Below are 25,650 nucleotides of genomic sequence, written 5' to 3'. Positions count from 1 at the left end.
GGAGGGAGGGTACCCGCTCCAGTCCAGACATACGTGGCGCTGAGTCCAGCTTGGGTGGCAGAAGCCCAAACTTATATGGCGTCCTACAAAAACTGGCGCGCCAGCGTAGACGAAACTGATAACTACGTCTCCGCTGGAGCACTATGATATTGCAGCCTTCGGACCGCGGAGGTCACCGCGAGCATCCCAAGCTCGCCAAAGCTAATACGACTGATTGCGCTTTGGCTGAGGGAGCCACAACCTCGATCGCCGTCCAAATTGGTCGCAGGTCGCCGAGCGCTTGGCTGAGGCGCACCAACTCGTGGCTCGCAAGAAGGCGCGTGCAAAGACAACTGCGCGGCGCAAGCGGCGCTGGTAGGGTCATCCCGCCTAACGCTTTGGTTTCCTCTTGCACGCCGCAAGTCGATCCGCTATATACTGAACCATATGGTTCAGTATAACGAAACCCGCCTCGACGCTTCGTTCGCCGCGCTGTCGGACGCGACCCGGCGCGGCGTGCTGGAGCAGCTCGGCCGTGCCGACGCTTCGATCACGGACCTCGCCGAAAAATTCCACATAACGCTCACGGGCATGAAGAAGCACGTCAGCGTTCTCGAGCGGGCAGGGCTCGTCACCACGGAAAAGGTCGGGCGCGTGCGGACGTGCAGGCTAGGGCTGCGCGCGCTGGAAGAAGAAGCCGCCTGGATTGAGCGCCACCGCGGGCTTTGGAGCGCGCGCTTCGATGAGCTGGACAAAGTTGTCGAGGAATTGAAACGCAAGGAGAAGGCCGATGGCCGAAAAAAAACACGCTAGCCCCGCCGGCGCCACGACAGTGGAGCGCAAATCCGACCGCGAACTCGTCGTGACGCGCACCGTCAATGCCCCGGCGCACATCGTCTTCGAAGCGTGGAGCAAACCCGAATTGTTCAAGCGTTGGTGGGTTCCGAAGTCGGCGGGCCTGTCGCTGCTCTCGTGCGACATGGATGTGCGCACCGGGGGCGCGTATCGCCTCGTGTTCCGCCATCCGACCTCCGATCAACCGATGGCGTTCTTCGGCACGTACAGAGAAGTGACGCCGCACAAGCGCCTCGTCTGGACGAACGAAGAAAGCGATCAGGGCGCCGTGACCACGGTGACGTTCGAAGAAAAAGCCGACAAGACGTTGGTCACCCTACACGAACTCTACCCCACAAAAGCGGCCCTCGACGAAGCCCTCGCCGGTTCGGCGGAAGCCCTGCCCGAACAGTTCGCGCAGCTGGATGAGTTGCTCGCAGGCAGATCGTGACCACACCGCGGCCACCGCTCATCGGCCGCCTCGCCATTTCGCGTACTCGGCAAGGCGACGGCTTGGGGGCGCTGCTGCTCGCCGATGCGGTGCAGCGCGCATACGCCAGCGCGGAGACGGTCGGATCATCGATGCTGGTGGTCTGCCGATGCGCTCGATCGAGAAGTTGCTCGCGCGATGACGAACCGCAGCCAATAGATCACCGATGACCTGATCGCAGATGCTCCGGCCACACCCGCGCCGAAGGCGGCGCTCCATCTGCGTGTATCAACCGGCCGACAGGCGGAAAGCGACCTGTCAATTCCGGATCAACGCCGGCAGATCGGAGCCTATCGCGCGGCGAAAGGCTGGGAGGTGGTGTCGGAATTCGTGGAGCCGGGAAACACCGCCACCGATGATCGGCGGCCTTCATCCAGGCGATGATCGACGCCGCGCTTACCAGGCCGCCGACATTCACGCTCATAGTTGTCCATTCATTCTCGCGCTTCTTTCGCGATCAATTCCAATTCGAGTTCTACGTGCGGAAGCTTGCCAAAAATGGCGTCCGCCTGATCTCAATTACGCAAGACCTCGGAGACGATCCGATGAGCGTGATGATGCGGCAGATCATGACGCTGTTTGACGAGTATCAGTCGAAGGAGAATGCCAAGCACACCTTGCGCGCAATGAAGGAGAATGCGCGGCAGGGATATTGGAACGGCGCGCTTCCGCCGCTTGGCTATCGGATCGTGGCGGCGGAGCAGCGTGGTGCAAAGATCAAGAAGAAGCTCGAGATCGATCCGATCCACGCCGAAACTGTCCGACTGGTTTATCGGCTCGCGCTCAAGGGTGAAGGCGATAGTGGGCCGATGGGAATCAAGTCGATCACTAACCACCTAAACGCCCGCAATATCCGAACGCGCGATGGCGGTAAGTTCGGCATTGCATCGGTGCATCAGATCCTCACCCGCACGACCTATATCGGGCAGCACCGCTTCAATACGCGCGATCACAAGACCCGCAACGCCAAGCCCCAGGCAGAGCATGCGGTTATGGAAGTGCCGCCGATCATCACGGAAGCCGAGTTCAAGGCCGTGCAAGCAGCGCTGAAGGCGCGCAGCCCAAAATGGATGCTGCCCCGCGCTGTCAGCGGCCCAACGTTGCTAACTGGAATATGCTTTTGCGCATCATGCGGTGGGGCCATGACGCTGCGGACACGCAAAGGCGGCCAATATCGCTATTACACCTGCTCAACCAAGGCCCGTCAGGGCAAATCGGGCTGCAGCGGTCTGACAGTGCCGATGGACAAGCTAGAGCGGGCGGTGGCCGATCATCTCGAATGGCGCCTACTCGACCCACAGCGTCTGACGGCGATGATGGACCAGGTGCTGGAGCGCCGGCAGGAATGGAATGAGCATCGGCGCGGACACATCGCCGAACTCCGCAAGCGCGTCGCCGAGGCTGAAGCGAAACTGAAGCCGCCTCTACGAGGCGATCGAGAACGGCGTCATCAACGCTGCCGATCCTTCGCTTAAAGATCGGATCGCGGAACTGTCCGCTATCCGCGACCAGGCGCATGCGGATGCCGAGCGCGCAGCCGCAGCGCTTGAACGTGTTGGTCCGATCATCACTCCGGAGAGCCTTCGCCGTTTCGCGCTAAGCGCGCGGCGCAAGCTGCGAAACGAAGATGGAACATACAGGCGGGACCATCTGCGGGCGGTTGCCCAGCGCGTTGAGGTCGTCAGTCCGACCGAGATTCGCATGCTCGGCACGAAAACCGAACTGCTCCGGACACTTGTCGCTGCTGCTGGCGTAGAATCGGCGGCTGCTGGCGTTCGCAGTTTTATACCGAAATGGCGCACCCGACACGATTCGAACGTGTGGCCTTCGCCTTCGGAGGGCGACGCTCTATCCAGCTGAGCTACGGGTGCTTCTTGCTTACGCAGTGCTTACGCGGATTTCGCGTATGAGTTAACCTCAACGCGGGGCCCTCGCAAGCCATTGCAGTACAATACGCTTTCTTCCTCACTTTTCGCACCAGCTGTCTTGACACTTGCCTTCGGAGGGCAACGCTCTATCCAGCTGAGCTACGGGTGCTTCGCCGGTTCATTTAGCCGATTGGCCGGGCAGGGGCAACCGGCCCTTTTCGGGGGTGGGGAGACGAAGGCGGCATGACGCCGGCCGCGTCCCCTGCAAAATTCCGATCCGTCGCGGCGAATTGGTGCTAGTCTTGACGCGTTGATCTTCTAGACCATGGATGGGGACGTCCGATGTATAAGAAGGTTCTTCTCGCCTATGACGGTTCGGTCGAGGGGCGGCGCGCGTTGCGGGAGGGCGCAAAGCTCGCACAACTCTGCCGTTCCGAGGTCTTTTTGCTCGCCGTCGTCGAGGTCTCCTCGATCATGACGCCCGAGGCCGGGCTTACGATCCCGATCGAACTGCAGACCGAGGATTACAAGGCCATCCTGAACGAAGGCGCCGAGCGCCTGAAGGCGCTGGGATTTACGCCGACCACGCGGCTTGAGGTCGGCGATGCCGGGCAGAAAATCGCCGAGGTCGCCGAAGAGATCGGCGCGCATCTCGTCGTCGTCGGCCACCGCCCGCAGGGGGCGCTGGCGCGCTGGTTCGGCTCGATCGGCAGCTACCTGGTCAAGCGGCTGCGCTGCAGCGTGCTCGTGGCCCAGACCGAGATCAGCGATTCCGAGTTCGAGCGGCTGAAGCCGGCGGAAACAGTGGCCTCCGGATAATCCGTGACCGCTTCGAACCTAACTCGCGGGAACGATGATCTTGCCGATCGGCCACAGCGCGATGCCGGCAAGCTTGAGATGCGCCCAGGCAAAGGGAATGCCGATAATCGTCACGGCCAGCACGACCGCCGTGATGACATGCCCGAGCGCCAGCCACCATCCCGCCAGCACCAGCCAGATGATGTTGCCGATCACCCCGAGCGGCCCGGTGCCGATATCTTCCTGGCCCGTATAGGCGTCGCGCGAGATCGCCGTGAAGCCGAACGGGAACAAGGTGTAGGCCGCGATATTGAATGCGGCCCGCGCCCAGGGAATGCCGATGATCGTGATCGCCATGACGACGGCGGCAACCAGCCAGCCGAACGCCATCCATGCGCCGCCGAGCACGATCCAGATGATATTGAGAAGCAGTGAGACCGGTGACATGCTTAAGGACTCTATCTTGCCGTGGGCGCGATGGAAATCGAAAACCGCCCTGCAACCGGAACCCGATTGCTCCGGCTTTCGCAACCGCTAAACTCGTCTGCCAAAGGACCAGGCAACAAGCGTCGACGGGGAGACACGTTCATGCGTCCGCTCGAATTCGGCTGGTATTTGCCCACGCATGGCGACACCACGGCCTATGGCCTGATGGAAGCGCAGATTCCGGGCTCGCCCGAGCTGTGCGACCGTGTAGTGCAGGCGGCGGAAAAGGCCGGCTTCGAGTATCTTTTAATCCCGGTCGGCTCGGTGTGCTGGGAGGCGTGGATCACTGGCGCGTTCATGGCGGCGCGTTCGTCGTCCATCAAGCCGCTGATTGCGGCAAGACCAGGCTACATCAACCCGGTGCTGCTGGCGAAAATGATCTCGACCTTCGACCAGATGTCGGGCGGGCGCATCTGCATCAATCTGATCGCCGGCCAGAACGAGAGCGAGGTCGAAGGCGAGGGCGTGCGCTACCCCAAGGAACAGCGCTACGAATTGATGGAGGAGGAAGTCTCGATCCTGAAGGCGCTGTGGACGACGCGCGGGCCGGTAAACTTCGAAGGAAAATTTCACAAACTGTCCGGCGCCCATATCAGGCCGCGCCCGCACCAGCAGCCGTTTCCAAAATTCTATCTCGGCGGCGGCTCGCGCCAGGCCTGGGAATTGTCCGCCAAGCATTCCGACGTGCATCTGTTCTGGGGCGACCTGCCGGAAAAGATCGCCTCGAACATTGCCGAGATTAGGGAGATGGCACGCGCGCATGGCCGCGAAAACGACATCGGCTTCGGCATGCGGCTGCAGGTGATCTGCCGCGAGAACGAGGCGGACGCCTGGGAGGCCGCCGATCAACTGGTGCGGCATGCGACCGAGCGACAGAAGCAGGAAATGAAAACGCTGTACAACCGCTCGGAGGCGAATCTGCGCGTGCAGCAGCTCGCCCGCGAGCATGGCGATCTGCTATTGCCGCATCTGTGGACCGGCATCACCAAAGTCCGCCCCGGCGCCGGCATCGCCGTCGTCGGAAATCCCATCCAGTGCGCCGACACGCTGCAGCAATTCATCGATGCCGGCTGCCATTCGTTCTGCCTGTCCGGCTATCTGCATGACGAGGAGGCCGAGCGCTTTGGCCGGCTAATCCGGCCCATTCTCGCCGAAAACAATCGCGGCCGATGGGCGGCGTAAGGCAGGGCGGCGGCCCTCATGCTGCAGTGCACCGACGAGGCCGCTTGCGGCGGCGAATAGCCCCCTGCGCTCGGGCACAGTCTTTATATCGCTCGCGGTGATGTGTGCCCGGCGCTAGAGTTGGGCCGTTTCAACCGGGTACCGCCAAATGGATGGATCGAGCTCAATACTTGCGTTGGGCTCCGCCTCGGAGGACTTCGCGCTGTTTCGAACGCTCAGTTCCGAACAGCGGCTGAAGGCACTCAACGCGATGGTCCGCCAGGATCTGGTGCGCGGACAGATGCTGGTCGCGCAAGGCGGGCCGTCGGATTCGCTTTTCCTGGTGCTGCATGGCGCGCTAGCGGTGCGCAAGACCGGCTATCTCGAACCGATCGCCGAGCTTCGGGCCGGCGAACTGGTGGGCGAGATCGGCTTCTTCGCCAATGTCCCGCGTACCGCCGACGTGATCGCCATCCGGGACACCAGCGTGCTGGCGTTGACGCGTCCGGCCTACCAGAAGCTCGTCGAGGAAGCCCCCGCCATCGTCGAGGCGCTGCTCGCGGCGCTGGCGCGGCGGTTCGCCAAGGAGACCGCGCGCATCGCGCCGTTCCGCACCTCGCCGAAGGCGCGAACAGTGGCGCTGATCGACGGCGGATTGGAGCCGCTGCCGGGCGCTTTCGATCGCCGGATGCGCGAGGCACTGGCCGCGACCCATGCCGAGATCGTCGACGCCGCCCGCCTCCAGGCGATATTTCCCGGCCGCGCGCTCGATGCGCACGACGTCACCGAATGGCTCAACAAGCTCGAACACACGGCGCCGCTGGTGGTTTATCTCGGCGGCCGCGAGGCTTCGCCCTGGGCGCGCAAGGCCATCCGTCAGGCCGACATGGTCGTGTTCGCGTGCCGCGGCGATGCGCCGGCGGCAGCATTGACTGATATCGAGGCCTTCGCCTGCGAGGTTCATCCCGTTTCGGCCAGACGCCTCGTTCGCATTCATGACCGGCGAAGCGGCGAGGTCTCTGGCACTGCGGCCTGGCTGGCCCGGCTGCCGGCCTTCATGCATCACCATGTCGCCCTCGAAGACCAGGTCGACATCGACAGCCTGGTCCGCTTTCTGTGCGGCCGGGCGGTGGGCTTCGTCGCCGCCGGCGGCGGCAGCTTCGGAACCGCGCATGTCGGTATCTACAAGGCGTTTCGCGAACGCGGCCTAATGTTCGATATCTTTGTCGGCACCAGCGTCGGCTCCGCCATGGTGGCCGGCTTCGCCAAAAATCTCGAAGCCGAGCATCTCGAGCGCGGGACGCACGAGATCTTCGTCAGGAGCAGGAGCTTTCGGCGGCCGACCTGGCCGCGCTACTCCCTGCTGGATCACAAGGCATTCGACCGCGCGCTGGCGCAACAATACGGCCACGACTGCCGGATCGAGGATTGCTGGCGGCCCTTCGCCGCCGTCGCCACCAATCTTTCGACCCACAATCTCGAACTGATCCGGACGGGGCCGCTCTGGCAGGCGGTGCGCGCATCGAGTGCGATTCCCGGGCTGCTGCCGCCGTTCTACACGGCGGAGGGCGCGATGCTGGTCGATGGATGTCTCATCGACAACGTCCCGCTGGCGTCGATGCACCAGCTCAAGAGCGGTCCCAACCTGGTGGTGCATTTCGGCGAGCCGGCGGCGGAGATGTTCGACGTCGACTATGCATCGCTGCCGGGCCGGTTCGAGCTGATCGCCGCCATGCTGACGCCGTTCCGCAAGAAGCTGCTGCCCGCGGCGCCGAGCGCGGTGAACGTGCTGTGGCGAAGCCTGGTGGCACATCAGCGCTACGATACTTTGCCGGTCGGGCCGTTCGATACGGTGATGCGGCCGCCGCTTCCGCTCGATATCGATGTGACGGATTTCGATCGCCACACGGAAATCTTTGAAGCTTCCTACCTCTGGGCCAAGGAGGCTATCGCGTCGCTGGAGGCGGGAGGCAGTTCGGCCATCGCCGCCATACTCGGCACCGGGGCGTTGGAGCGGCGTCAGGCGACGGCTGTCGCAGCCTCCAATCGCGCGGCCAGCAATCGCCTCGTCTCGGCCGCCGGCTTCGGTGCGCTGAACAGATAATCCTGCATCTGGGTGCAGCCGAGCTGGCGCAGCATCTCGCAAGCTGCTGCGATGTTCACCACCACCTGCCTAGCGGCGATAGCCACCGCTGCGCGAGTAGGCGGCGCGGGTTTCCGGCGCGGGGCGGCTGACGAGGCTGGCGCGTGCCTCGCTGGCGCGCGGGGTCGCCAGCTTGAGGTCCTCGAGGAAAATCGGCCTTGAGAAGTAGTAGCCCTGGGCGTAGCGGATCTTGGTCGCGGCCTGCAGATAGGCCAGTTCCTCGAAGCTTTCGAGCCCTTCGGCGATTACGGTCATGCCGAGCGCTTCGCTCAAGGATTCGATCGCCCGCAGGATGCCCTGGCTGCGAGGGCGCTTATGGATGTCGGTGATGAAGGAACGGTCGATCTTGATTTCATCGGCGGTGATGTCGGCCAGCGCCGACAGCGACGAATAGCCGATGCCGAAATCGTCGATCGAGATCCTGACGCCGAGATTGCGGAAGATCGGCAGGATCTCGTCCTGGAAATGGGTCTTGGTCACGAACGCGTCTTCCGTCACCTCGATCATGAAGCGCTTTGGAAAGCCGGTGGCCTCGATCGCCTGGGCGAACGGCCGCATGAATTCGGGATTGCCGGCCTGCTTGGCCGCAACGTTCATGCTGATCGTGGTGTCGGGGCCGAAGGTCTCGTTGATCAGGTCGATCGATTTGACGATCTCGGCCAGCACCAGGTGGGTCAGTTCGTCGATCAGGCCCAGTTCGGTGGCAAGATTGATGAAGGTGCTGGGGGCCTGAATCAGCCCCTCGTCGTCGCGCAGGCGCACCAGCGCCTCGACGCCCGTAACCTCCTGGGTCCGGATATTGACCTTGGGCTGGAAGGCGCAGCAAAAGCGCTTTTCCAGGATCGCCAGCCGCAGCGATTGCTCGATCTTCATCCGCGCCAGCGCCTCGCGCTCCATGCTGCCGTCGAAGAACGCCGCGGCGCCCTTGCTGCCGTTCTTGACGCGATACATCGCGATGTCGGCGTTCTGCCGCAGCACTTCATAGCTGCGTCCGTGCTCGGGATAGAGGCTGACGCCAATCGAGGTCGAGGCGAATATCTCGGATTGGTCGATGAAGAACGGCGCCTTCAGCCGTTGCAGGATGAAGTGAATGTACTCTTCGACCTCGGCGTCACTCTGGATCGGGTTGAGCACCAGCACGAACTCATCACCGCTGATCCGCGACAGGATATCGGATTCGCGCAGGTCCAGCCCCAGCCGCTTGGCCATCTCCACCAGCAGCGCGTCGCCGACCGGGTGTCCGTAATAGTCGTTGATGTGCTTGAAATTGTCGATGTCGAGAAACGCCAGCGCGAAACGGCCCTGTCCGTTGTCGTACTTCAGGAGACTGTTGACGCGATGCTCGATCACGCGCCGCGTCGGCAAGCCGGTCAGCTCGTCATAATAGGCGGAGCGGAACAGGTGATCCTCGAACGCCTTCTGTTCGGTGATGTCGGTCGAACTTGAGATCAGCAAATTGCGCCCTGCGACCTGGATGGGCCGATGCGAGGTCAGAAACACCTGTTTGCCCGGACCGCCGGCAATGGCTTCTTCCACCACGGCCGGGCGGCCCGTGCGCAGCAATTCGAGACAGGTTTCACGGCGATCGCTCAGTTGCGAGGCCGACGGCGCCGCGGCGGCCGCCTCCAGGATGGCGGTCGCGGCATCGTTCATCAGAACGAACTCGCCGTGCTCGTCCTGAACCGTCACGCCGGCCGGAAGCAACCTGAAGACATCCCGCAGGATGTTCAGTTCGGATTCAAATATGCTTTCATCGCTGGCCTGCGTCGCCGCTGCGTGAAAGTCGTGCTTGTTGGGACTATGCATGCACGGAGACTGGCAAAGTCCCTTGTAGCATTGGTTAAGCGGAACTCCGAAAAACCGTAACAACCGTAGAAGTCAGCGATTTCTAGCGGCGTTGGACTTGATCGTCATTAACAGAGTGTCAACGCCGAACGAGAGACAGCTAAGACGAATTTCCATTGCGCGCTTTGGGCGCACGACGGACATTTTGCATCGGGGCAAGGTGCGGCAAACCGGGAAACGCTCAACTCGCAGGAACCCGGCATTGCATCGTGCAATGCACGCCGGTCTTCAGGAAGCGTACTTCCGTCTTGCCGTCGAACGCGCGAAGCGCCGATTGCAACAGCTTGGTGCCGAAGCCCGGGGGACCGACGTTTTCGATCACGGGACCTTCGGTTTCATCCCAGGTGACGTTGAGGCGATCCTCCGACATCGACCACGACACCTGCAACAGCCCGCGGGCCGAAGAAAACGCGCCGTACTTGCCCGCATTGGTGGCCAGTTCATGAAAGATCAGCGCCAGGCTGACCGCCAGCTTGGCCGGCAGGAACAGCGGATCGCCGTTCAGATTGAACCGGACATGGCCATATGGCCCGAGTTCGGAATGCAGCATATCCTTGATGTCGCAGCCGCTGCCGTCCAGCCGCGCGATCAAATCGTCGGTCGCCGACAGCGCGCGGAGGCGGCGATCGATGCTGCCCCAGATCTGCGGCTGATCCTGCAGGACCTGGTGCAGCACGGCGTGGATCGTCGAGGTCTTGTTCTTGAGGCGGTGCTGCAATTCCTCGACCAGCAGCTTGCGGTATTCCTCTTCCTGGATCAGACGTTTCGAGACTTCCCGTTGTTGAGCCACGATCGTCCGGTAATGTTCGACCCCCCAGATGGCGACACCGCAAACCGCCCAGAACATCAGCAGCAGCGCAAACCGTGCGGAATCGGCGGCCGCGCTGCTGAAATTGACGGTAACGCCGAGCGCGCCTCCCGCGATGGCCGTAGCGATCCCGAGCCGGGCACCACCGACGGCGGCGGCCAGGAACACGGCCGGGAAATAGGGCGTAAAGAATACGTCGGGACGGATTTGGGCTATCCCCCACCGGGCGATTGTCGACGCGGCGAGACAGCCGGCCACGAAGGCCGTACTGAAAACCAGCGAGGGCTGGGCGATTCCCTGCCACCCGCGCCTGAATTCGTCGATCAATTTCTTCATCGGAGTTGTCACTTCACGTGATCAGCGAATCCAAAATAAGGCCGATCATAGCGAAAGTGGGGGATTTCTGAGCCGCCGTTGGCGGCAAAGCGGGCCGAACGTCGGTGATCGCTGTGGAACAAGTCAGCTTGCCTTGTCGGCGTGGGACGGGAATATTGGCGTCAACGGATATCGATGGGGGTAACGAGATGGGACGGCTGGACGGCAAGGTTGCGGTGGTTACCGGTGCGACGAGCGGCATTGGATTGCACACCGCGGAGCTATTCGTCGCCGAAGGCGCAAAAGTCGTGGTCGCCGGGCGCCGCGCGCCGGAGGGCGAGGCATTGGCAAAAAAGCTCGGCGCCAATTGCATCTTTCGCCAGACCGACGTCACGGTGGAAGAGCAGATGAAGGCGCTGATCGCCCTTTCGGTGGAAAAATTCGGTCGTATCGATTGCCTGTTCAACAATGCCGGCGGTCCGGCGCAGACCGGCGGCATCGAAGGCCTCGAGGTCGAGCGGTTCGACGCCGCGATGGCGACGCTGGTGCGCAGCGTGATGCTCGGCATGAAACACGCGGCCCCGCATATGCGGAGGCAGGGTTCCGGCAGCATCATCAACAACGGCAGCATCGCCGGCAATCTCGCCGGCTATTCGTCTTCGATGGTCTACAGCGCGGCGAAGGCCGCTGTCATCCACCTCACCAGATGCGTGGCGATGGAACTAGGCGAATCCAACATTCGCGTGAATTCGATTTCTCCCGGCGCGATCGCGACCGGCATTTTCGGCAAGGCGCTGGGCTTGTCGGTGGAGGCCGCCGAAAAGACGCCGGCCGTGATGCGCGAGGTCTACAAATCGGCGCAGCCGATCCCGCGCGCCGGCTTGCCGGAGGATATTGCGCAGGCCGCGCTTTTCCTGGCGAGCGACGAATCCTCCTTCATCAACGGCCACGATCTGGTGGTCGATGGCGCCATGATCGGCGGCCGCAACTGGAGCCAGCAGCAGCAGGGCTATGTCACGCTGAAGAAGGCGTTCGATCAGGGCGCGGGGTAATCCGCCCTTACCCGTCATTGCGAGCAAAGCGAAGCAATCCATCTATCCGCGAGCAAGAAAGCTGGATTGGTTCGTCGCTTTCGGTCCTCGCAATGACACGGCGGGAAATTGCAAGGGAGAGACGCAAATGTCTGCAACATGCCGCTTGTCACCGATATCGGAAGGCCGTCCATTCTACCTCGCCATCGTCGCCGGCCTCGCCTGCGCCTTCGTCATCGGCAAGACGTTGCCGTCGACCATGGACGCGGTCTCGGCGATCATCGAACCGCTTTGCGCGAACAGCGTTTCGTCGGGCTCCGCGCAGGATGTGGTCGAGCCGATCTCCTCGCACGCGCTGCCAAACGTGCCCGGCAAGCGCGTGACCATCGTGCGCGTGTTCTACGGCCCCGGCGGCTTCACCCGCGCGCACCGGCATGCCGGCTCGGTCACCGCCTATGTGACCAAGGGTGAAATCCGCTCGCAATTGGCCGGCGGTCCGATTGAGACGTTTGGGGTCGGCCAGTCGTTCTTCGAGCCGCCGGGCGCCGTGCATCTGGTCTCGGCCAATGCCAGCAACACCGAGCCGGCGGAATTGATCGCGGTGTTCGTGGCCGATGAGGGCGCGCAGTTGACGACGTTTGTGGATTGAAGGCGTCAGACCTCATCCTCTGAGGAGGACGTCTTCGCGCGTCTCGAAGGATGCAGGCCACATGCGGGCCTCATGGTTCGAGACGACGGTATGCGCCTCCTCACCATGAGGGTTGAGTTGAGCGTCGCGCGGCGCTCGACCTCACACCGCCTTCACCACCACCCGCAGCCCATCCCGCGGCTTCGGGATCGGCCACATCTGCCAGTCCGCCTTGTAGCCGGGCTCCACGGACACTTCCAGATTCTGCAGGAAGTGCCGCGCAAAAGTCTTCGCCTGCATATAGGCGAAGTGCAGGCCGAGGCACATATGCGCGCCGCCGCCGAACGGCACCCAGGCGAAGCGGTGGCGGGTGCGCTGCGCTTGGTCAGAGAAACGCAGCGGATCGAACTTATCCGGCTCTAGCCAGATATCCGGCATATGGTGCGTGAACAGCGGGTTGACGCCAACCAGCGTGCCGGCGGGAACGTCGTACCCCCTAAACGAAAAGTCGCGCACCGCGCGGCGCGGCATCGACGGCACCGGCGGCTTCATTCGCAGCGCTTCCTTGAACGCCATTTCCGACAGCGGCATCTTCTCGAGATTGTCGATGCTGGAGGGATCGTTGGCCTCGATGCCGAGGCCTTTGACTTCCTCGCGCAATTGCTGCTGCCATTCGGGGTGGGCGGCAAGCTCGCCGACAAAGGAGGTCAGCGACGATGTCAGCGTGTCATGCGCCGCCATCATCAGAAAACTCATGTGGTCGATGATGTCTTGGGTCGACAGCAGCGCGCCGTCCTCGTGCGTTGCCTGGCACAGTTGCGAGAATAGGTCATCGCCGCCGCCCCGCGCACGGCGGATCGGAATCTGCTCGGCGAAGTAGGCAACGATCCGCCTGCGGCCTGCAACGCCGCGGCCCATCTGCGTGAACGGCAGCGGCCGCCGGATCGGCGCCACGGCTGCGGCCACCATGTCGATGAAGGCGCGGGTGATCTCGTCGACCTCAGGCCCGATGTCGGCGCCGAGGAACGACGTCGCCGCCAGATCGAGCGTGAGCTGCTTCATCGCCGGATACACCAGCATCTCGCCCGGTTGCGCCTTCCACTGCTTGACCCGCGCGGCAATGCCGCGGTCGAGATCGACGAGGTAGGACTTCATCGGCCCCGACTTGAACGCGACCGACAGCGCGCGGCGGTGCAGGCGGTGCTCTTCAAAATCCAGCAGCATCAGCCCGCGTGGAAACAACTGGCCGAGGATCCGTCCCCAGCCGTGGGTGGAGGAGAACAGGCGTGCCTGGTCGAACAGCACGAGCTCGTTGGCCTCGGGCCCGAGCATCGTCACGCTGGTCTCGCCGAACAGATGGGTGCGGTAGATCAGACCGTATTTGGCGGCCGACTTCTCAATCTGTCCTTTGGGGTCGGCCAGCACCGCCAGCGTGTTGCCGATGAACGGCCAGCCCTCGTCACCGGGAATGTGCCGCAACGCCTTGGGGTTCGGCGGCACCGGGATATTGACGGGGGAAGCCACACTCTGCATCGACATGGCAATTGCTCCGGTTGAGCCTCGCAAATCGCAAATATTATCCACTCTGTTGGCGGCTTTGTCGCGGCCTTAAATGTTGGCGCGCGCCGGTGACGCACCTAGGTAAATACCCCTTTGTTTCGTCGCCACAAGTGCGATGGTTCACAATGCCGCAATCCAATTCGCAGCGCAGGAAACCGTGCAGGAATATTTCGGGAAGACTGCCAGCTCCGTCATTGCGAGGAGCGTAAGCGACGAAGCAATCCGTGCCTCCACGTGCTGCGCTATGGATTGCTTCGCTTCGGTCGCAATGACGGTGATGGGCCGGCGGCTCCTAACGCTTTGCAATCACGCCTTGCGCTTCGCCGCTTCCTTCTGCAGGTCGGGCGCGTTGATGGTCGGGATCGCGACGCGGCCGGGACCGGTATGGGCAAGGGCTGCTGCGGCCTTTTCGTTTTCCATGATTTTCGCCATCACGGCCTGGCCCGCCCGCTCGAACACCGCGCGGTTCTCGATCACGAATTTCTGCGACTCCCGCAGCTTGGCGACATAGCCGTTGATTTCGGGGATGACGTAGCGGGCCACCATGTCCCAGCTCCGGCGCGTGTTCTCCGGATTGGCCCAGTCGTGCACGAAGCCGATGATGCTGCCGACGCCGCCCGAGACCTGCATCAGGTTCTTGATGGTTTTGACCAGATCGTCCGGCGTGCCGATGGTGGAGGCGGCGTTTTCGCCGCCCGCGGTCTTCTCGATCGCATCCTCCGGCGAGGTGAATGGCTCGAGGCCCGGCCGCTGCAGCGTGCGGACGTTATATTCGTTGTGCCAGCGCATCAGGCCAGGGCCGGCCTCGCGCTGCGCCTGTTCGCGCGTCTCGGCGATGTGCCAGGAAAGCAGCACGCGCCAGTCGGAACGGCTCACGGTGGTGCCGGCCTTCTTGGCGGCATCCTCGGCAAAACCCCACTGCGTCGGGAGCGCCATCAGGCCCTGCGTCGACATCGAGCCGAGCGAGATGATGCCAATGCCGTATTTGCCGGCGAGCGTCATGCCCGATGGCGAGATCTGGGAGGCCACCACAAACGGCATGTCTTCCTGCAGCGGCAGCAACTGCAGCGCGGCGTCGTTCATCGTGAACCAGTCGCTCCTGGCGGTGACGCGCTCGCCCTTGAACAGGCGGCGGATGATCGCGATCGCCTCGTCCTGACGGTCGCGCTGCGTCATCGGGTCGATGCCGAGCGTGTGCGCATCGGAGGCCAGCGCGCCCGGGCCGGAGCCGAAGATCGCGCGGCCGCCGGTCATCCAGTCGAGCTGCACCATGCGCTGCGCGACGTTGTAGGGGTGGTGATAGGGCAGCGAGATCACGCCGGTGCCGAGCTTGATGCGCTTGGTGCGCTCGCCGGCAGCCGCCAGAAACATTTCCGGCGAGGCGATCATTTCCCAGCCCGAGGAATGATGCTCGCCGCACCAGAACTCGTCGAAGCCGAGCGCGTCGATCTGCTCGACGAAATCGAGATCGCGGCGGAACTGCAGCAGCGGATTTTCGCCGATCGGATGATGCGGGGCAAGGAAGGCTCCGAATTTGAGACGCGCCATGGGGTTTTCTCTCCGGATTTATTGTTCTTCTGCATTGCTCGGGACCAAGTTACGAGGTGGGCCGCGGCAAGGCAATCCTAGCACCCCGCGGCCAGCGCATGGTGGTCGCGCAGCGTTCGCCGACTTGCCGTCGCCCGGAATTCCGCGCCGGGGCGGAATGGATGCCACAGGCGGACCTCCAGCCAAGGCTGGGCAGGAAAGATCGCTTACCTCCCGAGTAATCGCTGAGATGACCGAAGCCTGAGATCATCCGGCGCAAAGCTTCCCGGACAAGGCCCGTTCTCATGCATCAGATCGTCTCGCATCCCGTCGATACTTCGCGCCGCTGGTGGGTGCTTGCGACCGTCGTCGCGGCGCAATTCATGTTCGGGGTCGACGCCTTCATCGTCAACGTCGCGATCCCGACCATTGCGGCCGAGCTGCACGCGAGCGCGGCGCAGATCGAGGCCGTCATCGCGATCTACCTGATCGCCTATGCCACACTGGTCGTCACCGGCGGGCGGCTCGGTGATATCTACGGCACGCGCAACGTGTTCATCGCGGGCGTGGCGGGCTTCACCGTCACCTCGCTGTGGTGCGCGCTGGCGCAATCCGGCCCTGAATTGATCGCAGCACGGCTGGCGCAGGGCGCGACCGCGGCGTTGATGGTGCCGCAGGTGCTTGCCACCATTCACTTGCTGTTCGCGGATGGCTCGCGTGCCCGCGCCTTCGGCATCTATGGCATCGTGCTCGGGCTTGCCGGTGCGGCCGGTTTCCTGCTCGGCGGCCTCCTGGTCACGCTCGATCTCGCGGGGCTCGGTTGGCGCGCGGTGTTTTTCGTCAACGTGCCCTTTGGTGCGATCATTATCGCCGCAGCCTGGAAGACTATGCCGATGGTGCCTCGGCGCGCCGCCACGCGGCTCGATATTCCCGGCGCCATCGTGCTGTTTCTCGGCCTGCTATGTCTGATCGGCCCGCTGCTGTTCGGCCATGATCTGCACTGGTCGCCCTCGGTCTGGCTGGTGATGGCGGTGGGCGCAGCCATCGTCGCCGGCTTCCTGCGGCTGGAGCGCGCGGTCGCTCGCCGCGGTGGCATGCCGCTGATCGATCTCTTGCTGCTGTCGGACAAGGCGTTCATGCGCGGCCTTGTTGCCGTGTTCTTTTTCTTCTTCGCCAATTTGTCGTTCTATCTCGTCATGACAATGTACATGCAGAAGGGACTGCAGATTCCGCCGCTGCAGGCTGGTCTCGTCTTCCTGCCGTTGGCGCTGACCTTCATGATCGCTTCGCGGCATAGCGGAATGCGCGCCAAACATCGCGGCACGCTGGTGCTGATCGAGGGCTGCGCGGTGCAGGTTGTGGGCCTTGCGGCGCTGGTAGCCGTCATCGAATCGATCGAGGCGCCATCTGCAATGATGCTTTCGCTGGTGCTCACGATCTTCGGTTACGGCCAGGGGCTCGTGATGGCGCCATTGTCGAGCGCCGTGCTCTCGACCGTGAAGCCGGCAAGCGCCGGCGCGGGCTCCGGCATGTACGGCACGACAGCGCAAATCGCCAACGCGGCCGGCGTGGCGGCGATCGGCGCGGTGTTCTTCGCAATCGAAGCTACCCAGTCGAATCGGCTGGCGCTGCTTGCCGCGTGCGCGCTGTTTGCGTTGTCGATTATCGCCTGCGCCGCATTCCTGACATGGATGCGTCGGATCACGGGATGACAAATTAACGTCAATTGCCAAAATTTGATTGTGGGGAATGACAGTGCACGGTCTTTCTATTTTGCAGTGCAGCAACTATCTGTGCACGGTAGCGTTAAGAACAATCGCCAAACACAATCGCCCAGGAGCCATAGTTGTCGCTCGCGAAGAACGTCGAATTCTTGCGCCATTTCCCGAAGCTGAACGGGTTCAATGGCTTGGGAATCTATGGCCGAACCGCTCCTCCGTCGGGACGGACTCCGCTCGTCGAAATCTCAGGATTCGGCACCAATCCCGGCGCGCTCAAGATGTTCGCCTATGTGCCGGAGCAGTTGCCGCGCGCGTCCGCGCTCGTCGTCGTGCTGCACGGCTGCGGCCAGACCGCGGCAGGATATGATTTCGGCACCGGCTGGTCGACGCTTGCAAAGCGCTACGGCTTTGCATTGCTGATGCCCGAGCAGCAGGCCGCGAACAACGCCAACACCTGTTTCAACTGGTTCACCCCGGGTGACATCGCGCGCGGCCGCGGCGAGGCCGCGTCGATCCGGCAGATGGTCGCGCGGATGGTCGCCGATCACAAAATCGATTCGCGCCGGATCTATGTGACCGGGCTTTCCGCCGGCGGCGCGATGACATCGGTGATGCTGGCGGCCTATCCGGAAGTGTTCGCGGGCGGCGCCATCATCGCCGGCCTGCCGTACGGCATTGCCAGCAATGTCCGGGAAGCGCTCGGCGGCATGATGCAGTCGACGTCGCGCCCCGCCGGCAAGCTGGGCGATCTCGTGCGCAAGGCGTCGAAGCACAAGGGACCGTGGCCGAAAGTGTCGGTGTGGCATGGCAGCGCCGACCGCACCGTCAACCCCGCCAACGCCAATGAGATCGTCAAGCAATGGCTCGACGTTCACGGCCTGCCGGCAGCGCCGATGTCGGCGGGGGATGTCGACGGCCATCCGCGCGAAGTCTGGTGGAATGAAGACGGCGAGACCATCGTCGAATCCTACACCATCACGGACATGGCCCATGGCACGCCGTTGGGGCTCGCCGGCAATGATGAGCCCTATGGCGCGGAAGGCGCGTTCCTGATCGAGGCGGGAATTTCCTCGTCCTACCACATCGCTGATTTCTTCGGCCTGACCGAGCGCGTCAGCGAGGCTGCAAAGCCAGTCGTCAAGGCGCCGGTCACTCCGTCGGCTGCAACGGCATCCCTGCAGTCGTCCGATCTCGCTGCCACGCTCTGGTCGCGGGCCAACAAGCCGGTTCGCCAAACCAAGCCGGTGCCGCGCGAACCGAAGCGCCGGGGCATCGATGTCGGGGCCGTCATCAGCCGTGCGCTGACGGCTGCGGGGCTGATGAAATAGCCACTCCCGCCTTCAGCCCAGCGAAATTAAATTCCGATCTCGCCGGTCAGGAACGGATTGGTCAGGCGTTCCTGGCCGATGCTGGAGCCCGCGCCATGGCCGCAGATAAAGCCGACATCGTCGCCGAGCGGCAGCAGCTTTTCCTTGATCGAGTTGATCAGCGTGGCATGGCTGCCGCCGGGCAGGTCGGTGCGCCCGACCGAGCCGTTGAACAGGACGTCGCCGACATGGGCGAAGCGCAATTGCTTGTTGAAGAATACGACGCTGCCCGGTGAATGGCCGGGGCAATGCAGGATGTCGAAGGTGAGATCACCGATCGAGACCTGATCGCCTTCATCGAGCCAGCGGTCTGGCCCGAAATTGCGTACCCCCGTCATGCCGAAGCGCTCGCCGCTGCTTACGACATTGTCGAGCAGGTATTTGTCGGCGATATGCGGGCCTTCGATCTTGACCTGCAGCGCATCGCGCAGGTCGGCCGCGCCGCCGACATGGTCGATATGGCCATGCGTCAGCCAGATCTTTTCGACTGACACGCCGGTCTGCTTGATCGCTTCCAGAATTTTGGGAACGTCCCCGCCGGGGTCGATCACGACGGCCTTCTTGGAAGGCTCGTGCCAGATGATGGTGCAGTTCTGCTCGAACAGCGTCACCGGCACGATCATCGCGCCGGCCTTCGCCTGGGTGTCGGTTTTATCATCCATGGCAGGCACCATATTCTACCTTGAAGAGGGGTCAACACGGGCGGGAACCGATATGGGATCCGTTCCAGTCCGTGATAGGGTTTGCACGGAAGGATATTTAGTGACGAAAGACGGAAATCGCATCGGCGCGGACCGTGATTTCGGCCGGGATGCGCAGGTCATGAACCAAGCCTCCAAATCGCCGCTCGGCGGGGCCCGAACGACGGCGCGGGCGTTTTTTGTCAGCGATCGCCTCAATACGTCGGGCCTCGAGCGCGGCGACGTGCTGGCAACGACGCCGCTGGCATTTCGCGTCAATGAAAACGGTGTCGCGGTCCTGTTTCGCTATGGCGTGGTGGTCCTGATCGGGCTGAACGCGCTGGAAGAGGAGGAATTCCTTCGCGGCCTGGATCACCGCATGACCGGGAAGTTTGCGCGACGCGACGAGGAAATCGCAATCATCGAGCTCTCCCCGGAAAAGGAGGACCAGATTCCACCCGGCGGGCCGATCTGCCTGCAAAGCCTGTCGCCTGACCGGCTGATCCTAATTTGCGAGGCGCTGGCGAAGAGCGTCGTCCTGGCCCGGCATGAACGCGAGGTTGCCAGCGTCTTTGATACGACCGAACCGGTCGCGCGGGAGCTGGCGCAGAGCGGGCGTATGCGCGGCAGCCGTCGTTCGATCCTGAAAAACATCGGCGGCGCGCTTCTGGTACGGCATCGGGTGTCCGGGCCGGTCGAAGTGGAAGAGAAACCCGACGTGCTCTGGGACAAGCCGCATCTGGAGCGACTGTATGCCCGGCTGGAGGACGAGTACGAACTCAAGGAGCGCGCGGAATCGCTGAACGGCAAGCTAGCCGTGATCGCCGAGAGCGCGCAGGTGTTGACTGACATCATCGACACGCGGCGCTCGCTGCGGCTCGAGGTGATTATCGTGCTCCTGATCCTGTTCGAGGTTCTGGTGACAATCTATCAGCTCGCCATGGGCCGGCATCCCTGAGCTCTGTCGTCATTCGGGCAACAAACTCCCGTCGTCCCGGCCAAGCGAAGCGCGAGCCGGGACCCATAACCACGGCGTGTATTGTTGCACGAAGCTGGAGCTTCAGCTTGGCGCAACAACTCAGATCGGTGGTTATGGGTCCCCGCGTTCGCGGGGACGACTCGTTGAGAGAGTTTGGTACGTGAACAACTCACCGCTTGATCTGCGCCTTCAGCGTATCCTCGACGACGCGGTCGAACGAGGACGCTTTCGGCGTCGCCTTGGCGCGCAGGTCGGACAATTGCTTGGTCTTACCCTCGGTACGCTTCTGCAGGTATTTCGGCCCATAAGGGATCACGGTGCCGTTGATCTCCCGCTGCAGGATGATGATCTCCTCGTCGAACGGCGTCTCGATCAAGACCACCTCTCCGCCGTCCTGCGGGATCGGAATGAAGCGGCCATTGCCGTTCTGGGCGATATCGCGCCAGATCCGCGCGGTATCCTGCGCGTTGCCGGCCAGCACCGCATTGACGATGATGTCCTTCTGCTTGGCGACCGACAGCGTCACCGGATATTTGGTGTCCTGCGCGTAGTCCATGTGCGGCGGTGCGTCGCCGACCAGGAATACGATCCGCCTGGTGTCGCCGCCGCTGGTCCATTGCAGCTTGTTGACGGCGACGTCGAGCGCCTCGTTGACGCTTTCCGGCCAGTCGCCGCCGCCGCGGGCTTTCACCTCCAGGAGGTGGGCGTAGAGATCCTGGATGTCGGTGGTGAGTTCAATCTTCCTGGTCACGTAGTCGTCGCCGATGTCGCGGTAGGCGACGAGACCCATGCGGATGTCGGCGTCGGGATTGGAATCGACGATCGCGGTTGCGATCGACCAGATCTTGCGCTTGGCTCCTTCGATGAGGCCGCCCATCGAGCCCGTGGTGTCGAGCACGAACGCGACTTCGACGGCGGGTTTTGCGATGGCGGATGAAAGGCCGGCAGAGAGGGGAAGGGTGGCGAGAGCGAAGGCAAAAGCAGGGGCAGCGATGCGGTGCATCGTCGGATCTCCTCCAGTGTTTTGTCCCTCGGAACCAAGGTTCCCTTGGCTTCGCGGTGCGCTGAAGTCCAAACCAAGGCGGGCCATTGACAAATTTGCGGCCGGCTCGGCGACGGGGCGTCTGTTGGACGGTCCGAAATCGGTTAAAGTTCGAGCATGGAATCACCCGCCCGCCAGATCAGCCTCGTACCCCCAGCGGACCGCCGCCAGTCGGAGGCAGCGCTGGCGATCGCGCGCGGTACGGCGCGGCTGTTACGATCGCTGGGGTTTTCCTGCGTCAGGGAGCTGCCGCTGCCGTCGGGCCGGCGTGCCGACCTGGTGGCGTTGAATGAGCGCGGCGAAATCTGGATCGTCGAGATCAAGTCATCCGTGGAGGATCTGCGCGCCGACCAGAAATGGCAGGATTACCGGATGCATTGCGACCGGCTGTTCTTTGCCTTCACGCAGGATCTTCCTTGCGAGATATTCCCGGAGGATACCGGCCTGATCATTGCCGACGCCTATGGCGCCCACCTGCATTGCGAAGCGCCCGAGCATCGCCTGCCGGCGGCTACGCGTAAATCGATGACGGTGCGTTTTGCCATGGCCGCCGCCCTGCGCATCAATCGCCTGGTCGATCCGCAAGGGCATGGGGAGTTTTAGCTCGGGAGTTTCGGTGGTCGACCCTCATCCTGAGAGCGCGGAACGCGCGTCTCGAAGGATGTGCGGCCCGGCTCGTGCCCGTCGTCCTTCGAGACGCGCGCAAGAGCGCGCTCCTCAGGATGACGGGGATAGGGCTAGGCCCGCCGCGAAACTCCACGACGGCATCTGGCCGGTAAGCTGCCCTCTCCGCACACGATCAGCGTGTGTCCAGCACGTCATCCCTAACGTTTGGCTCGGTCCTCCCAGTCCTCCCACTCTACATCATGGACTTCCAGGTAGCCGGAAACGGCTGCGCCGATGGTTGGGAAAAAGCAATTCTCGCCAAGCTGCGCCAATAATCCGAATTTCTTCAGCCTGTCCTTTACGGGATCCTTGAGTTCGGCAAAACAAAGCTCGATACCCTGTGCGTGCAACGCCTCGTCCAATTCGACGAGCGTATCGCCGGCGGTGACATCCACATTGGTGACCGGCTCCGCCGCAACGACCAGCCAGCGTACGGGCGTCGGCGATTTCGCAACCGCGGCCAAAGCGCGCTCCTTGAAGAATTCAGCGTTGGCGAAGAACAGAGGCGCATCCCACCGGAACAGAACCAGCCCGGGGATCTGGCGTGCATCCGGATATCTCGTGATGTCGTGATAACCTTTCACGCCGTCGGCGCGGCCGAGTACGGCGGAGTGAGGGCGCCAGGCGTCCCATAGAAACTCGGCAATGGCGATAGCGATTGCCAGACCTATTCCCGGAATCACGCCGAGCGCGACGACGCCGGCAAAGCAGACGACCGATAGCCAGAACTCCCATGGCTGAATCCGGAATATCCGCTTGAGGTCGGTGATCTCAATCAAGCTGATCGCCGCAGCGATGACGACGGCGGCGAGCGCAGCGTTGGGCAAATACTGAAGGAGGTTGGGTGCCACCAGCAGAAGGAAAGCGATGGCAAGCGCGCCAACGATGCAGGTCAGTTGAGTGCGGGCGCCGGCGGCCTCTGCAACAGGCGTGCGCGAACCGCTACTGCTGATCGGGAAACCCTGAAAAAAGCCGGTTGCCAGATTGGCGGCGCCGAGCGCCACCATTTCCTGGTTGGGATCAACGTGATCGCCCAATCGTGCGGCATAGGCTCGCGAAAGCACGCTGGTATCAGCAAAAGATACCATCGCGATCGCGCAGCCGCCGATCAGCACCGGGACTATATCGGCGGCGCCGATCCAGGGAACGGTGAAACCCGGCAGACCCTGCGCAAGGGGACCCAGAACTGTTACGCCGTAACGCGCCGCAAGATCCAGCGCAGCGACGGCGGCCGTTGCCCCGACCACTGCAATCAGAATGCCAGGCAGCCGTTTATATTGCTGGAGCAGCAGGATAACCGTCAACGTGCCGAGCCCAATCCCGAAGGCTATCCAGTTGGTCTTCCCTTCAAGGATTGCGCCGGCGATCGTCCACAAGCTCCGCAAAGAGCCTTCGCTTTCGATCGAGAAACCGAACAGCTTTGGCAACTGGCTGATCAATACGGTCAATGCAATTCCGTTCATGTAGCCGTAGCGTATCGGCTTGGAGAGAAGCTCGGTCACAAAGCCCAGGCGCGCGATGCCTGCCAGAATGCAAACCGTCCCGGAAACGATTGCCATCATGGCGGCCAAGGTTGCAGCGCGGACGGGATCGCCGCCCGACAACGGAACGACAACGCCAAGGATGATGGCGGCAAGAGCCGAGTCCGGTCCCAGGACGAGGATGCGGCTTGGCCCGAACAATGCGTAGACAAAGAGTGGTATGATCGTTGCGTACAGACCGTAGATGCCGGGCAAGCCCGAGGCCTCCGCGTAGGCAATGCCAACCGGGATCAGCATGGCCGACAGCACGAGCCCGGCGAGGACATCATGCCTGAGCCACGCCGCTTCATATCGACGGAGGGTGCCCAGACCTGGCAGCCAGCGGATCGAGTGCTTCATTGCCGGTCACTCCCAAGCCCGGCCGAGATTCAAACACACTCGTCATGCCCGGACTTGATCCGGGCATCCATCGATCTTCGCAACAAAGGTCGTTGGAGATGGATTGCCGGGTCAAGCCCGGCAATGACCGGGTGCTACCGCGGCGCGCGCTTGGCCAGAATGCGCTGCAAGGTGCGGCGGTGCATGTTCAATCGCCGTGCGGTTTCGGAGACGTTGCGGTTGCACATTTCGTAGATGCGCTGGATGTGTTCCCAGCGCACGCGATCCGCCGACATCGGATTGGACGGCAGTTCGGATTTCTCGGTGCCGCTGGCGAGCAGCGCGGCGACCACGTCGTCGGCGTCGGCCGGTTTCGAGAGATAATCCACCGCGCCCATCTTCACCGCGGTGACGGCGGTGGCGATGTTGCCGTAGCCGGTCAGCACGATGGTGCGCGCATCGGGGCGCTTGCGCTTCAGCGCCGACACCACGTCGAGCCCGTTACCGTCGCCGAGCCGCAGATCCACCACGGCGAAGGCCGGTGCGGCCTTGTTGATCTGCGCCAACCCGTCGGACACGGTGTCGCACGATGTTACCGCGAAGCCGCGGGTTTCCATCGCGCGCGACAGGCGCTCCAGAAACGGCTTGTCGTCCTCGACGATCAGCAGCGAGCGGTCGGCGAGATCGTTTAGTTCGGCGATGGCGTTCAAGTCGGCTATCCCCCGGTTGCGGATATAAAGGATATGGCGTGGCAATTTTGCGCTGCCAAGGCCCCCTGGGCCGATCGGTTCCCTTTCCCCAAGGCCTGGGGCGGTCCTAATCCGCTGGCCCGGCAGCACTTTCCTCGGTTTCGAAGCGGACGCGGGGCCAGGCGATCTGCACCACGGCGCCGTGATCGGGAAAGGTCCGGTTGGAAAAGGAAACCCGGGCGCCGGTACGCTCCAGCAGCGTGCGGGCAATGAACACGCCAAGGCCGAGGCCGGCGCGTTCGCGATGGGCCTCATCGGCGCTGCGGCGCCTTGATAAATAGGGTTCGCCGATCCGTTTCAGCATATCCGGCGCAATGCCCGGACCATCGTCCGAAATGATGATTGCGACCGTATCCGCGTTCCACCACGCGTTCACCTCGACCGTCGTCCGCGCGAAGTCGACGGCATTCTCCAGTATATTGCCGACGCCGTAGAGAATCGCCGGGTTCCGCGCGCCGACCGGTTCCCGCGTGGCTGCGACAGCAAGCCGCACCTTGATCGCGACGCCGAAATCGCGATGCGGTGCCACCGCTTCCTCGATCAGCGTCGACAACGGCATGCGGTCGAACGGCGCGCCGGACGAAGAAAGCTGGGTGAGCTTGGCCAGGATGTCGCGGCAGCGCTGCGCCTGCTCGCGTAGGGTCTTCAGATCGGAGGCCAAGGGGTCGTTGTCGTCGACGGTCTTTTCCAATTCCCGTGAAATCAGGAAAATCGTCGACAGCGGCGTGCCGAGTTCATGCGCGGCGGCCGCCGCAAGTCCGTCGATCTGGGTCAGATGCTGCTCGCGCGTCAGCACCAGTTCCGTCGCGGCCAGCGCATCGGAAAGCTTCCGCGCCTCCTCGGTCGCCTGGAACGCATAGAGGCTGGTGACGCCGATCGCGAGCACGATCGAGAGCCAGACGCCGAACAGATAGATCGGCGGCAGCACCAGCGGGTCTTCGCTGTCCCAGGGCAGAGGCAGATGGAAGAACACCAGCGCCGAGGCGCAGGCGACCGCGAGCAGGCCGAGTCCGACCGTCATCCGGATCGGCAGCACCGTCGCCGAGATCAGGACCGGGCCGAGGAACAGAAATGAAAATGGATTCTGCAGGCCCCCGGTCAGGAACAGCAGCGC

At 63.0% G+C, this 25,650-nt stretch carries 22 protein-coding genes, 1 tRNA gene and 1 pseudogene; 13 read left to right on the top strand and 11 right to left on the bottom strand.

Annotation, left to right across the window (positions count from 1 at the left end; translation table 11 throughout):
- The first annotated feature begins 426 nt into the window (after positions 1 to 426).
- The 4 genes from CP49_RS22585 to CP49_RS22575 all read left to right on the top strand — a co-directional run bounded on the left by CP49_RS22585 (position 427) and on the right by CP49_RS22575 (position 2,778).
- The gene (locus CP49_RS22585; RefSeq protein ID WP_057852392.1) at positions 427 to 792 is read left to right on the top strand and encodes an ArsR/SmtB family transcription factor; all 366 of its coding nucleotides are present in this window, start codon (positions 427 to 429) and stop codon (positions 790 to 792) included.
- On the top strand, positions 770 to 1,264 hold the full coding sequence (locus CP49_RS22580; protein ID WP_057852391.1) for an SRPBCC family protein: 495 nt from the start codon (positions 770 to 772) through the stop codon (positions 1,262 to 1,264). Before CP49_RS22585 ends, CP49_RS22580 begins: the two co-directional genes overlap by 23 nt.
- Positions 1,265 to 1,462: 198 nt before the next feature.
- On the top strand, positions 1,463 to 1,687 hold the full coding sequence (locus CP49_RS48955; protein ID WP_338060372.1) for a recombinase family protein: 225 nt from the start codon (positions 1,463 to 1,465) through the stop codon (positions 1,685 to 1,687).
- Positions 1,684 to 2,778 carry a recombinase family protein gene (locus CP49_RS22575; protein WP_057852390.1) on the top strand — a complete coding sequence of 365 codons (1,095 nt, stop codon included), beginning with the start codon at positions 1,684 to 1,686 and terminating at the stop codon, positions 2,776 to 2,778. Before CP49_RS48955 ends, CP49_RS22575 begins: the two co-directional genes overlap by 4 nt.
- 319 nt (positions 2,779 to 3,097) lie before the next feature.
- On the opposite strand, the gene CP49_RS22570 is transcribed toward CP49_RS22575, so the two are convergent.
- A tRNA-Arg gene (locus CP49_RS22570) sits at positions 3,098 to 3,174 on the bottom strand.
- A gap of 339 nt (positions 3,175 to 3,513) precedes the next feature.
- Between CP49_RS22570 and CP49_RS22565 the strand changes: the two genes are divergently transcribed.
- Positions 3,514 to 3,990: a universal stress protein gene (locus CP49_RS22565; RefSeq protein WP_057852389.1), complete on the top strand. Its 477-nt coding sequence runs from the start codon at positions 3,514 to 3,516 to the stop codon at positions 3,988 to 3,990.
- An 18-nt stretch (positions 3,991 to 4,008) separates the two neighbouring features.
- On the opposite strand, the gene CP49_RS22560 is transcribed toward CP49_RS22565, so the two are convergent.
- Entirely contained in the window at positions 4,009 to 4,416 is a 408-nt protein-coding gene (locus tag CP49_RS22560) for a YccF domain-containing protein (RefSeq protein WP_057852388.1), read from the bottom strand.
- Between the two features lie 141 nt (positions 4,417 to 4,557).
- On the opposite strand from CP49_RS22560, the gene CP49_RS22555 reads away from it, so the two are divergent.
- Complete coding sequence (locus tag CP49_RS22555) at positions 4,558 to 5,637, top strand: LLM class flavin-dependent oxidoreductase (protein ID WP_057852387.1); 1,080 nt, start codon at positions 4,558 to 4,560, stop codon at positions 5,635 to 5,637.
- A 148-nt stretch (positions 5,638 to 5,785) separates the two neighbouring features.
- On the top strand, positions 5,786 to 7,720 hold the full coding sequence (locus tag CP49_RS22550; RefSeq protein WP_057852386.1) for a patatin-like phospholipase family protein: 1,935 nt from the start codon (positions 5,786 to 5,788) through the stop codon (positions 7,718 to 7,720).
- Between the two features lie 69 nt (positions 7,721 to 7,789).
- Here CP49_RS22550 and CP49_RS22545 read toward each other — a convergent pair whose 3' ends face one another.
- Together CP49_RS22545 and CP49_RS22540 are read right to left on the bottom strand one after the other, a co-directional pair.
- Entirely contained in the window at positions 7,790 to 9,565 is a 1,776-nt protein-coding gene (locus CP49_RS22545; protein WP_057852385.1) for a putative bifunctional diguanylate cyclase/phosphodiesterase, read from the bottom strand.
- A 220-nt stretch (positions 9,566 to 9,785) separates the two neighbouring features.
- Positions 9,786 to 10,748: a sensor histidine kinase gene (locus CP49_RS22540; RefSeq protein WP_057852384.1), complete on the bottom strand. Its 963-nt coding sequence runs from the start codon at positions 10,746 to 10,748 to the stop codon at positions 9,786 to 9,788.
- A gap of 188 nt (positions 10,749 to 10,936) precedes the next feature.
- On the opposite strand from CP49_RS22540, the gene CP49_RS22535 reads away from it, so the two are divergent.
- Complete coding sequence (locus CP49_RS22535; protein WP_057852383.1) at positions 10,937 to 11,779, top strand: SDR family NAD(P)-dependent oxidoreductase; 843 nt, start codon at positions 10,937 to 10,939, stop codon at positions 11,777 to 11,779.
- Positions 11,780 to 11,906: 127 nt separating this feature from the next.
- Positions 11,907 to 12,407, top strand: a complete 501-nt coding sequence (locus CP49_RS22530) for a cupin domain-containing protein (protein WP_057852382.1) — start codon at positions 11,907 to 11,909, stop codon at positions 12,405 to 12,407.
- 141 nt (positions 12,408 to 12,548) lie between these two features.
- Here CP49_RS22530 and CP49_RS22525 read toward each other — a convergent pair whose 3' ends face one another.
- Together CP49_RS22525 and CP49_RS22515 are read right to left on the bottom strand one after the other, a co-directional pair.
- Complete coding sequence (locus tag CP49_RS22525; RefSeq protein ID WP_057852381.1) at positions 12,549 to 13,925, bottom strand: cytochrome P450; 1,377 nt, start codon at positions 13,923 to 13,925, stop codon at positions 12,549 to 12,551.
- Between the two features lie 327 nt (positions 13,926 to 14,252).
- Positions 14,253 to 15,494 (bottom strand): LLM class flavin-dependent oxidoreductase, encoded by a 1,242-nt coding sequence (locus CP49_RS22515; protein ID WP_057852379.1) that lies wholly within the window; start codon positions 15,492 to 15,494, stop codon positions 14,253 to 14,255.
- Positions 15,495 to 15,778: 284 nt separating this feature from the next.
- Here CP49_RS22515 and CP49_RS22510 point away from each other — a divergent pair, with 284 nt between their 5' ends.
- A complete protein-coding gene (locus tag CP49_RS22510; protein WP_057852378.1) occupies positions 15,779 to 17,185 on the top strand; it encodes an MFS transporter in 1,407 nt (468 codons plus the stop codon).
- A 134-nt stretch (positions 17,186 to 17,319) separates the two neighbouring features.
- On the top strand, positions 17,320 to 18,522 hold the full coding sequence (locus tag CP49_RS22505; RefSeq protein WP_057852377.1) for an extracellular catalytic domain type 1 short-chain-length polyhydroxyalkanoate depolymerase: 1,203 nt from the start codon (positions 17,320 to 17,322) through the stop codon (positions 18,520 to 18,522).
- A 26-nt stretch (positions 18,523 to 18,548) separates the two neighbouring features.
- Here CP49_RS22505 and CP49_RS22500 read toward each other — a convergent pair whose 3' ends face one another.
- On the bottom strand, positions 18,549 to 19,223 hold the full coding sequence (locus CP49_RS22500) for an MBL fold metallo-hydrolase (protein WP_057852376.1): 675 nt from the start codon (positions 19,221 to 19,223) through the stop codon (positions 18,549 to 18,551).
- A gap of 160 nt (positions 19,224 to 19,383) precedes the next feature.
- On the opposite strand from CP49_RS22500, the gene CP49_RS22495 reads away from it, so the two are divergent.
- Positions 19,384 to 20,199: an RMD1 family protein gene (locus CP49_RS22495; protein WP_057852408.1), complete on the top strand. Its 816-nt coding sequence runs from the start codon at positions 19,384 to 19,386 to the stop codon at positions 20,197 to 20,199.
- Positions 20,200 to 20,440: 241 nt separating this feature from the next.
- Here CP49_RS22495 and CP49_RS22490 read toward each other — a convergent pair.
- A pseudogene (locus tag CP49_RS22490) lies at positions 20,441 to 21,223 on the bottom strand (vWA domain-containing protein); the annotation flags it as partial.
- Between the two features lie 156 nt (positions 21,224 to 21,379).
- Here CP49_RS22490 and CP49_RS22485 point away from each other — a divergent pair.
- Positions 21,380 to 21,865: an MmcB family DNA repair protein gene (locus CP49_RS22485; protein WP_057852375.1), complete on the top strand. Its 486-nt coding sequence runs from the start codon at positions 21,380 to 21,382 to the stop codon at positions 21,863 to 21,865.
- Positions 21,866 to 22,086: 221 nt separating this feature from the next.
- On the opposite strand, the gene CP49_RS22480 is transcribed toward CP49_RS22485, so the two are convergent.
- From CP49_RS22480 to CP49_RS22470, 3 genes are all read right to left on the bottom strand, one after another.
- The gene (locus CP49_RS22480; RefSeq protein WP_057852374.1) at positions 22,087 to 23,808 is read right to left on the bottom strand and encodes a SulP family inorganic anion transporter; all 1,722 of its coding nucleotides are present in this window, start codon (positions 23,806 to 23,808) and stop codon (positions 22,087 to 22,089) included.
- A gap of 134 nt (positions 23,809 to 23,942) precedes the next feature.
- Entirely contained in the window at positions 23,943 to 24,497 is a 555-nt protein-coding gene (locus tag CP49_RS22475; RefSeq protein ID WP_057852373.1) for an ActR/PrrA/RegA family redox response regulator transcription factor, read from the bottom strand.
- A gap of 106 nt (positions 24,498 to 24,603) precedes the next feature.
- Positions 24,604 to 25,650, bottom strand: a 1,047-nt coding sequence (locus CP49_RS22470; RefSeq protein ID WP_245310816.1) for an ActS/PrrB/RegB family redox-sensitive histidine kinase, incomplete at its 5' end; no start/stop codon positions are given.

The sequence above is a fragment of the Bradyrhizobium valentinum genome, from assembly GCF_001440405.1.
GTDB lineage: Bacteria > Pseudomonadota > Alphaproteobacteria > Rhizobiales > Xanthobacteraceae > Bradyrhizobium > Bradyrhizobium valentinum.
The sequence above is the reverse complement of the archived record's forward strand: the minus strand, read 5'-3'. Positions and strand labels throughout refer to the sequence as shown.